9 protein-coding genes are annotated in these 9363 nt (G+C 75.8%); 4 read left to right on the top strand and 5 right to left on the bottom strand.

The features are described 5' to 3' along the window. The 3 genes from CBZ_RS17455 to CBZ_RS17445 form a co-directional block, all read left to right on the top strand. On the top strand, window positions 1-1064 hold a 1064-nt coding region (locus CBZ_RS17455), incomplete at its 5' end, for an AAA family ATPase (protein WP_246013513.1). A gap of 7 nt (window positions 1065-1071) precedes the next feature. After that, window positions 1072-2364, top strand: a complete 1293-nt coding sequence (locus CBZ_RS17450; protein ID WP_130782750.1) for a DUF58 domain-containing protein — start codon at window positions 1072-1074, stop codon at window positions 2362-2364. A gap of 126 nt (window positions 2365-2490) precedes the next feature. Then, window positions 2491-3678, top strand: coding sequence for a winged helix DNA-binding domain-containing protein (locus CBZ_RS17445; RefSeq protein WP_130782749.1), 1188 nt, complete (start codon window positions 2491-2493; stop codon window positions 3676-3678). Window positions 3679-3763: 85 nt separating this feature from the next. Here the strand turns inward: CBZ_RS17445 and CBZ_RS17440 are convergent, their stop codons facing one another. After that, a complete protein-coding gene (locus CBZ_RS17440) occupies window positions 3764-4753 on the bottom strand; it encodes a stage II sporulation protein M (protein WP_130782748.1) in 990 nt (329 codons plus the stop codon). 67 nt (window positions 4754-4820) lie between these two features. On the opposite strand from CBZ_RS17440, the gene CBZ_RS17435 reads away from it, so the two are divergent. Further along, complete coding sequence (locus CBZ_RS17435; RefSeq protein WP_130782747.1) at window positions 4821-5645, top strand: RDD family protein; 825 nt, start codon at window positions 4821-4823, stop codon at window positions 5643-5645. A gap of 48 nt (window positions 5646-5693) precedes the next feature. Here CBZ_RS17435 and ahcY read toward each other — a convergent pair whose 3' ends face one another. The 4 genes from ahcY to CBZ_RS17415 form a co-directional block, all read right to left on the bottom strand. Continuing rightward, on the bottom strand, window positions 5694-7178 hold the full coding sequence (gene ahcY / locus CBZ_RS17430) for an adenosylhomocysteinase (protein ID WP_130782746.1): 1485 nt from the start codon (window positions 7176-7178) through the stop codon (window positions 5694-5696). 121 nt (window positions 7179-7299) lie between these two features. Beyond that, the gene (locus CBZ_RS17425) at window positions 7300-7518 is read right to left on the bottom strand and encodes a Trm112 family protein (protein WP_130782745.1); all 219 of its coding nucleotides are present in this window, start codon (window positions 7516-7518) and stop codon (window positions 7300-7302) included. Further along, window positions 7518-8984 (bottom strand): phosphomannomutase/phosphoglucomutase, encoded by a 1467-nt coding sequence (locus tag CBZ_RS17420; RefSeq protein ID WP_130782744.1) that lies wholly within the window; start codon window positions 8982-8984, stop codon window positions 7518-7520. The genes CBZ_RS17425 and CBZ_RS17420 overlap by 1 nt, the downstream gene beginning before the upstream one ends. A gap of 27 nt (window positions 8985-9011) precedes the next feature. Beyond that, window positions 9012-9293 carry a hypothetical protein gene (locus CBZ_RS17415; RefSeq protein WP_130782743.1) on the bottom strand — a complete coding sequence of 94 codons (282 nt, stop codon included), beginning with the start codon at window positions 9291-9293 and terminating at the stop codon, window positions 9012-9014. Window positions 9294-9363 lie beyond the last annotated feature (70 nt).

The raw sequence follows: 9363 nt of genomic DNA, 5'->3' as shown, positions 1-9363 counted from the left end.
CCCCGGCACCTCCCGCGCCCGCGGCACCCGCTCCCGCGCCCACCGTCGCCCCGGTCGCGGCGGCTCCCGCGGCACCGCCCGCGCCGCCGACCCCGCCCGCGCCGCCTGCGCCTTCGGTGGCCCTGCGGTCCGCGCTCGCGGACGTGCGGCTCGAGGTCGCCAAGGCCGTCGTCGGCCAGGACGCTGCGGTGAGCGGGCTCGTCATCGCCCTGCTGTGCCGCGGTCACGTGCTGCTCGAGGGCGTGCCCGGGGTGGCGAAGACGCTGCTCGTGCGCTCCCTGTCCGCGGCCCTGCACCTGTCGACCAAGCGCGTGCAGTTCACGCCCGACCTCATGCCGGGCGACGTCACGGGCTCACTCGTGTACGACGCCCGCACCGCGGAGTTCTCCTTCCGCGAGGGACCGGTGTTCACCAACCTCCTGCTCGCGGACGAGATCAACCGGACGCCCCCGAAGACCCAGGCGTCGCTGCTCGAGGCCATGGAGGAGCGCCAGGTCTCGGTCGACGGCACCCCGCGGCCCCTTCCTGACCCGTTCCTCGTCATCGCGACGCAGAACCCCGTCGAGTACGAGGGCACGTACCCGCTGCCCGAGGCCCAGCTCGACCGCTTCCTGCTCAAGCTCACGCTGCCGCTCCCCGAGCGCGCGGAGGAGGTCGAGGTCCTCGCGCGGCACGCCGGCGGGTTCGACCCCCGCGACCTCGGCGCGGCCGGGGTGCGCCCGGTCGCCGACGAGGCGCTGCTCGCCGCGGCCCGGGCGGAGGTCGCCCGTGTGCAGGTGTCGCAGGAGGTCCTCGGCTACGTCGTCGACGTGTGCCGCGCGACCCGCCGGTCGCCGTCGCTCGCCCTCGGCGTCTCCCCCCGTGGCGCGACCGCGCTCCTCGCGACGGCGCGGGCGTGGGCGTGGCTGTCCGGCCGTGCGTACGTGACCCCGGACGACGTCAAGGCGCTCGCCCACCCGACGCTGCGGCACCGCGTGCAGCTGCGCGCCGAGGCCGAGCTCGAGGGCGTCACGACCGAGAGCGTGCTCGACACCGTGCTCGGGTCCGTGCCCGTCCCGCGCTGAGCCGACGATGACCCTCACCTGGCGCGCCGTGCTGCTCGTCGCGCTCGGCGTGCCGCTCGTGCTCGTGCTGCCGTCGGGCGGGACGGTGCTGGCCTGGGCGCTCGTCTGCGTCGCCCTGTGCGTGCTCGACGCCGCCCTCGCCGCCTCGCCGCGCCTTGTGGCGGTCGAGCGCGACGTGCCGGTGTCGGTCCGCCTCACCGAGCCCGCGACGTCGACGCTGACCCTGACGAACGTCGGCACGCGGCGGCTGCGGGCCGTCGTCCGCGACGCGTGGCCGCCGTCGGCCGCCGCCGAGCAGGACCGTCACGTGGTCGACGTCGCGCCCGGCGACGGTGCCCGGGCACGGACCGTGCTGCGACCGGAGCGTCGCGGGGACGCGCTCGCCGACCGCGTGACGATCCGCTCGTCGGGGCCGCTCGGGCTGGCGGGGCGGCAGGCGTCGCTCACGGTGCCCGGCCGGCTGCGCGTGCTCCCGGAGTTCGCGTCGCGCCGCCACCTGCCCAGCCGGCTCGCACGGCTGCGCGAGATGGACGGCCGGGCCGCCGTCCAGGTCCGCGGCCCGGGCACCGAGTTCGACTCGCTGCGGGAGTACGTGATCGGCGACGACGTGCGCGCGATCGACTGGCGCGCGTCGGCCCGCCGGGCGGACGTCGTCGTCCGGACGTGGCGGCCCGAGCGGGACCGGCGTGTCGTCATCGTGCTGGACACGGGCCGCACGTCCGCGGTGCGCGTGCTCGACGCGCCCCGTCTCGACGCCGCGATCGAGGCCGCGCTGCTGCTGTCGGCGCTGGCCACCCGGGCGGGCGACCGGGTCGAGCTCGTCGCGTTCGACCGCCGTGTGCGGGCACGGGTCGCGGGCACGGCCGGGCCGCGGCTCATGCCGGCGCTGGCCGACGCGCTGGCGACGACCCAGCCGCAGCTCGTCGAGACCGACTGGCCCGGGGTCGTGACGCAGGTCCGCGAGCGGCTGAGCCAGCGCGCGCTCGTGGTGCTGCTCACCGCCCTCGACGCCTCCGCGGTCGAGCGCGGGCTCCTGGGCGTCGCCGGGCAGCTCACGGCACGGCACCAGGTCGTCCTCGCGTCGGTCGCCGACCCGGAGGCGGAGTCGCTGCGCACGGCCCGCGGCGACGCGCGCGAGGTGTTCGACGCGGCCGCCGCCGAGCGCGGTGGGCTCGAGCGGTCGGCCGTCGCGGTGCGGCTGCGGCAGCGTGGCGTCGAGGTCGTCGACGCGCTGCCCGACGACCTCGCCCCGGCGCTCGCCGACACCTACCTGGCGCTCAAGGCGGCGGGCCGGCTCTGAGCCGACGGCGGGCGCGCCGCCTGCCACCGGCCAGGTCTCCGCGGCGCCGGGGCGCAGGGGGCCGCCAGCGCGCACCAGCGTGCCCGTGCGGGTCGAGGCGTCGGTCGTCGTCGGTAGCCTGCCCGCATGGCCGACCCGCCCGTGCTGACCCGCGCCGCGCTCAACCGTGCGCTGCTGGCCCGCCAGCACCTGCTGGAGCGGACCGGACGGCCCGTCGTCGAGGTCGTCGAGCACCTCGTGGGTCTGCAGGCGCAGAACGCGTGGTCGCCGTACGTGGGCCTGTGGAGCCGCGTGGACGGGTTCACCCACGACGCCCTCGGCGACGCGCTCCTCGACCGGCGCCTCACGCGGATCGCGGTCATGCGCGGGACGATCCACCTGGTCTCGGCCCGCGACGCGTTCCTGCTGCCCGGGCTCACCGCGCCGCTGTACGTGCGCGACCTCGAGGTCAACGCGCAGCACGCGGCCGCGCTGCGGACGGTCGACGTGCCCGCGGTGACGGCGCGCGCCCGGGCGCTCGTCGAGGAGAGCCCTCGGGTCAGCACGGACCTCGGCCGCGCGCTCGCCGAGGAGTGGCCCGACGTGCCGGCCTCGACCCTCGCGTACGCGGCCCGCGGCACGCTGCCGCTCGTGCAGGTCCCGCCGCGTGGTGTGTGGGGCCGCTCGGGCGCGACGACGTGGACGACGACGACCGCGTGGTTCGGCGCGGCCGCAGCGGCAGAGGGACCTGACCTCACCGACCCCGACGTCCTCGCGGACGCGCAGGAGGACCTGCTGCTGCGCTACCTCGCGGCGTTCGGGCCGGCGAGCGTCGCGGACGCGCAGGCGTGGTCGGGCCTCACGGGTCTCGCCGCGGTCGTGGACCGGCTCGGCGACCGGGTCGTGCGGTTCACCGCGGAGCCGTCGCCGGGCAAGGTGCGGCCGCGGGAGGTGCTCGACGTACCCGACGGGCCGCGTCCGCCGGGCGACGTCGCCGCACCGGTGCGGTTCCTTCCCGACCTCGACAACGTGCTGCTGAGCCACGCCGACCGCACGCGGATCGTGTCGGACGAGCGGCGGCGGTCGCTGCAGAGCAAGAACGGCGTGCTGCCCGGCACGGTGCTGGTCGACGGCGAGGTCGCGGCGGTGTGGCGCGTCGAGCGGGAGCGGCTGGCACCCGGTCCCGGCCGACGGAGGCGGGAGTCGGCGACCCTCGTCGTGCGGCCGCTCGGCGACCTCTCGCCGCGCGCGCGGCGGGAGGTGACCGCGGAGGCGGAGCGGTTCGTGGGGTTCATGGCCGACGACGCCGCGACGCACGCGGTCGACGTCCGCTGAGGGCAGCACGCGCGGAGGCGCCCGCGCGGCCAGGGCCTGCCATGCGCCCCCCGTGCGGCGGGCACGACCGCAGTCCGGCGCGGCGTCAGCCCGCGACGGGTACCGCGTAGCCGGCGCGGTCGGGCGCGAGGTCGCCCGTGGCGCCCGCCCGCACCGCGCGACGGCCGAGCACGATCGTGTACGCCCAGAACGCCGCGAGGACGACCGCGCCGATCGCGATCTTCACCGGCCACGGCAGCGCCGAACCCGTGACGAACCCCTCGACGACGCCCGACACCGCGAGCACCCCGACGAGCCCGATCGCGACGGTGAACAGGGCACGCCCCTCCTCGGCGAGGGCGCGCCCCCGGGTCCGGGGGCCGGGGTCGATCCAGGTCCAGAAGATGCGCAGCCCGGCGCCCCCGGCGACGAACACCGCGGTGAGCTCCATCAGCCCGTGCGGTGCGATGAGCTGGAGGAAGACGTCGAGCTCGCCGTGCGCGGCCATCATCCCGCCGCTCGCGCCGACGTTGACGGCGTTGGTGACCTGCAGGTAGACGGGCCCGATGCCGGTGATCCCGGACGCGATGCAGACGGCGGTGATCCACGCGTTGTTGGTCCACACCATCGCGGCGAACCCGATGCCCGGGTCGTAGTACTCGGCGAACGCCCGCTCGACGTAGTCGCGCTGCTCCGCGGGTGTCCCCATCGCGGCGAGCGCCTCCGGCTGCGTCGCGACCCAGACCCCCGCCAGGACGGCGAGCAGCAGGAACCCGACCATGACGCCGACGGTCCACCAGCGGATGCGGTACAGCGCGGCCGGCAGCGACTCACCGACGAACACCGCGGCGTCACGCCAGCTCGGCTCGTGCGCGCCCACGATGGCGGCCCGCGACCGGGCGACGAGCTGCGAGAGCCGGCTCAGGGCCTCCGGGTCGGGTGCGGCCGAACGGATGACGGACAGGTCGGTCGCCGCGGACTGGTACAGCCGCACGAGCTCGTCCGACTCGGCGCCCGAACGGCGGCGCTTGCGGGCGAGGCGGTCGAGCCGCTGCCACGACTCGCCGCGCGCGAGCTGGTAGGCGTCGAGGTCCACGGTGCACAGCCTGCCATCCCCGGGCCCTGTCAGCGGTTAGGGTTCCCCCGGCGGAGGGAGCGACCGGGTGGCTGTGGACGAGATCGTCATCGGCGAGGGCGTGCTGCTGGACTCCAGGGCCGCCTCGGCGGCGTCGCGGCTCCTCGCCGCCCTCATCGACCTGGCGGTGCTGTTCGTCGTCCTCATCGGCCTGACGATCCTCCTGGCGACCACCGCACCGGGCTTCATGACCGAGGAGACGAGCCGGATCCTGTCGGTCGTCACGCTCGCGACGATCACCGTGATCTACCCGACGACGCTCGAGACTCTGACCCGCGGTCGTTCGCTCGGCAAGCTCGTCGTGGGCATCCGCGTCGTGCGCGACGACGGCGGCCCGCTCGTGCTGCGGCAGTCGCTCATCCGCGCGCTCGTCGGGGTCGTCGAGCTGTGGGCGTCGGCGGGCTCGATCGCGCTCGTGTGCTCGATGGTCCACCCGCGCAGCAAGCGGGTCGGCGACATCCTCGCGGGGACGTACGCGGTCCGCGTGCGGGGCGCGGCCAAGGTCCGGACGACCGTCGGGATGCCGCCGATGCTCGCGGGCTGGGCGCAGGCCGCCGACGTGGCCCGCCTGCCCGACGGCCTCGCGCTGGCGGTGCGGCAGTTCCTCGTCCGGGCGACCCGCCTGCACCCGGCGTCGCGCGTCGCGCTCGGGTCGCGGCTGACCGCGGAGGTCGCGCGGTTCGTCAACCCCGGCCCGCCGCCCGGGACGCACCCGGAGGCGTTCCTCGCCGCGGTGCTCGCCGAGCGCCGGCGTCGTGAGCTCGACGCCCAGCTGCGTGCCGACGCGCGCGACGCCGCCGACGCGCAGCTCCTGCACCGCCTCCCCCACGGCGTGCCGGACCCCGTCGACTGAGCCGCCCGCACCCGGCGGCTCGGCTCCCCTCCTGACGGCCGCACCCCGTCAGTAGCGGTAGTGCTCGGGCTTGTACGGGCCGTCGACGTCGATCCCCAGGTAGAGCGCCTGGTCCTTGGTCAGCCGCGTCAGGCCGACGCCGAGGGCGTCGAGGTGCAGGCGCGCGACCTTCTCGTCGAGCACCTTCGGGAGCCGGTGGACGTGCCGGTCGTACGACCCCTGCCGGGTGAACAGCTCGACCTGCGCGATGACCTGGTTCGCGAACGACGTGCTCATGACGAACGACGGGTGCCCGGTGGCGTTGCCCAGGTTGAGCAGCCGCCCCTCCGACAGGACGATGACCGACCGTTCGGCCCGGCCCGTCGCGGGGTCCGCGGGGAACGTCCACTCGTGCACCTGCGGCTTGAGCTCCGTGCGCCGGACGCCCGGGTACGCGGCGAGGCCGGCCATGTCGATCTCGTTGTCGAAGTGCCCGATGTTGCCGACGACGGCCTTGTCCTTGAGCGCGGCGAGGTGCTCGACGGTGACCACCCCGCGGTTGCCGGTGCACGTGACGACGAAGTCCACCTGGTCGACGACGTCGTCGAGCCGGGCCACCTGGTACCCGTCCATCGCGGCCTGGAGCGCGCAGATCGGGTCGACCTCGGCGACGACGACCCGCGCCCCCTGGCCGCGCAGCGCCTCCGCGGCACCCTTGCCGACGTCGCCGTAGCCGACGACGAACGCGACCTTGCCGCCGATGAGCACGTCGGTCGCGCGGTTGAGCCCGTCGGGCAGCGAGTGCCGGATGCCGTACCGGTTGTCGAACTTCGACTTCGTCACGGAGTCGTTGACGTTGATCGCGGGGAACAGCAGGTCGCCCGCGTCGGCGAGCTGGTAGAGCCGGTGCACGCCGGTGGTGGTCTCCTCGGAGACGCCGACGACCCCCGCGGCGACGCGGGTCCAGCGCTGCGGGTCGTCCGCGAGCGAGCGGCGCAGCAGGTCGAGGACGACGGCGTGCTCCTCGGAGTGCTCGGGGTCGCCCACGGGCGGCGTCGCGGGGACGGCCCCGGCCGCCTCGTGCCGGACGCCCTGGTGGACGAGCAGCGTCGCGTCGCCGCCGTCGTCCAGCAGGAGCGTCGGCCCGCCGTCGGGCCACAGCAGCGCCTGCAGCGTGCACTCCCAGTACTCGGCGAGGGTCTCGCCCTTCCACGCGAAGACCGCGGGCCCGGAGGGGTCGTCGGGCGTGCCGCGCGGGCCGACGACGACGGCCGCGGCGGCCTCGTCCTGCGTGGAGAAGATGTTGCACGACGCCCAGCGGACGTCGGCCCCGAGGGCGACGAGCGTCTCGATGAGCACCGCCGTCTGCACGGTCATGTGCAGCGAGCCGGTGATCCGGGCGCCCGCCAGCGGCCGCGACGGACCGAGCTCCGTCCGCAGCGCCATGAGGCCGGGCATCTCGTGCTCGGCGAGCCGGATCTGGTGACGGCCGGACTCGGCGAGCGCGAGATCGCGCACCTGGTACCGGCCGGGGACCTCGCTGAACCTCGCCACGCGCCACCTCGCAGGATCGGACGGTCGTCGAGCACCGGGCTCCCTCGCCCGGGCTCATCCTGCCCGACGCAGGCCTGCGACGGCCCCTCGGGCGGGCGGGAGTCCCGTCCGCCCGCGTCGGTCAGGCCGTCGGCGCGGGGCGCCCCTCGTCCGCGAGCAGGACCGGGACGCCGTCACGCACGGGGTACGCGAGGGGCGCCGTCGGGTCCGTGGAGACCAGCAGCGGCTCACCGTCGGGCCAGGTCGCGTCGACGAGCGTCGCACCCGAGACCGGGCAGCGCAGCAGGTCGCGCGCCCACCCCTCGAGCGGGTGCGCGGTGGTCGTGTCGTCGGCGCCCATCAGTCCTCCTGGCCCTGGCGCACGAGCGCCAGCACGTCGTCGCGGACCTTCTCCATGATGTCCGCGTCGGCCGCCTCGACGTTCAGGCGCAGCAGCGGCTCGGTGTTGGACGCCCGCAGGTTGAACCACCACTGGGGCTGGCCGTCCCAGTGCGAGACGGTGAGGCCGTCGAGCTCGTCGACCTCGACCGGGCCGGCACCCTGCTGCGTCACGTACGCCTCGACGACGCGCGCGCGCGCCGCGGGGACGTCCTCGACGCGCGAGTTGATCTCCCCGCTCGCCACGTACGGCTGGTACTGGTCGGCGAGCGCCGACAGCGGGTGCGGCTGGCCGCCGAGCGCCGCCAGGACGTGCAGCGCGGCGAGCATGCCGGTGTCGGCGAAGAAGAAGTCGCGGAAGTAGTAGTGCGCGCTGTGCTCGCCGCCGAAGACGGCACCGTGCTCCGCCATCTCCGCCTTGATGAACGAGTGGCCGACGCGGGTGCGGACCGTGCGCGCGCCCGTCGCGCCGATGAGGTCGGGCACGACCTGCGACGTGATGAGGTTGTGGATCACGGTCGGGGTGCGGCCCTCGGCCTGCTCCCGCGCGACCTCGCGCAGCCCCACGAGCGCGGTGATGGCCGACGGGCTGACGGGCTCGCCGCGCTCGTCGACGACGAAGCAGCGGTCCGCGTCGCCGTCGAACGCGAGGCCGAGGTCGGCGCCGTGCTCCACGACGGCACGCTGCAGGTCGCGCAGGTTCTCCGGCTCGAGCGGGTTGGCCTCGTGGTTCGGGAACGTGCCGTCGAGCTCGAAGTACAGCGGGACGACGTCGAGCGGCAGCTCCGGCAGGCCGGCGCCCGTGCCGAGGACGGCGGGCGCGGTGTAGCCGCCCATCCCGTTGCCGGCGTCGACGACGACCTTCAGCGGACGGATCCCCGACAGGTCGACGAGCGAGCGCAGGAACGCGGCGTAGTCGGCGAGCATCTCCCGGTCCGAGACGACGCCGCGCGCGTCGGCGGCCACCTCGGGCACGCCCGCGGCGAGGTAGTCGCCTGCGAGCTCACGGACGCGCGACAGCCCCGAGTCCTGGCCCACGGGCCGGGCGCCCGCGCGGCACAGCTTGATGCCGTTGTACTCCGCCGGGTTGTGGCTCGCCGTGAACATCGCCCCCGGGACGCCGAGCGACCCCGACGCGAAGTACAGCCCGTCCGTCGACGCGAGGCCGATGCGCTCGACGTCGACCCCGCGGCCGGCCAGACCGTCGGCGAAGGCGTCCACGAGCTCCGGACCCGACGGGCGCATGTCGTTGCCGATGACGACGCGCGGACGTCCCTGCGCCTCGGGCACGACGACCACGTCGGCGAACGCCGCGCCGATCGCGCGCGCGACCCGCGCGTCGAGCTGCTCGGGGTAGACGCCCCGGACGTCGTAGGCCTTGATGAGGGCGGAGAGGTCGACACGCTCAGGGGTGGTCACGCCCCGCATCGTACCGGCGGTGCCGTGACCAGCGTGTCAGGCGGACCCGTCGCCCCCGACGACCTCGTCCCGTCCGAGCGGCTCGCCGTCGCCGTCGAGCGCGAACCAGCCGGTCCGCTCGCACGCCGCGCACGACACGAACACGGCGGGGCGGCCCGACGAGAGCGTCATGCGGATGCGGGTGAGCTCGGTCGACCCGCAGTGCGCGCACGCCTCGGTGCCCGGGACCACCGGACCCGACGGCTGGCTGACCGACCCCAGCGGCTCGGGCGGCCGGGCGTCACGGGCGCGGGCGGCGTCGCCGCGGCGTCGGGCCACGCGTCAGCCCTCGCCCCGCAGCACCCGCAGGTGCCCGCGGCGGGGGGCGTCGGCGAGCACGTCGGCGGCC

The organism is Cellulomonas biazotea, from assembly GCF_004306155.1.
Lineage (GTDB): Bacteria > Actinomycetota > Actinomycetes > Actinomycetales > Cellulomonadaceae > Cellulomonas > Cellulomonas biazotea.
This window is presented reverse-complemented; position numbering and strand designations above follow the sequence as displayed.

Coding starts and splice junctions, on each gene's coding strand:
- CBZ_RS17450 (WP_130782750.1), top strand. CDS start 1,072: ATGACCCTCACCTGGCGCGCCGTGCTGCTCGTCGCGCTCGGCGTGCCG.
- CBZ_RS17445 (WP_130782749.1), top strand. CDS start 2,491: ATGGCCGACCCGCCCGTGCTGACCCGCGCCGCGCTCAACCGTGCGCTG.
- CBZ_RS17425 (WP_130782745.1), bottom strand. CDS start 7,518: ATGGGCGCCGACGACACGACCACCGCGCACCCGCTCGAGGGGTGGGCG.
- CBZ_RS17420 (WP_130782744.1), bottom strand. CDS start 8,984: ATGCGGGGCGTGACCACCCCTGAGCGTGTCGACCTCTCCGCCCTCATC.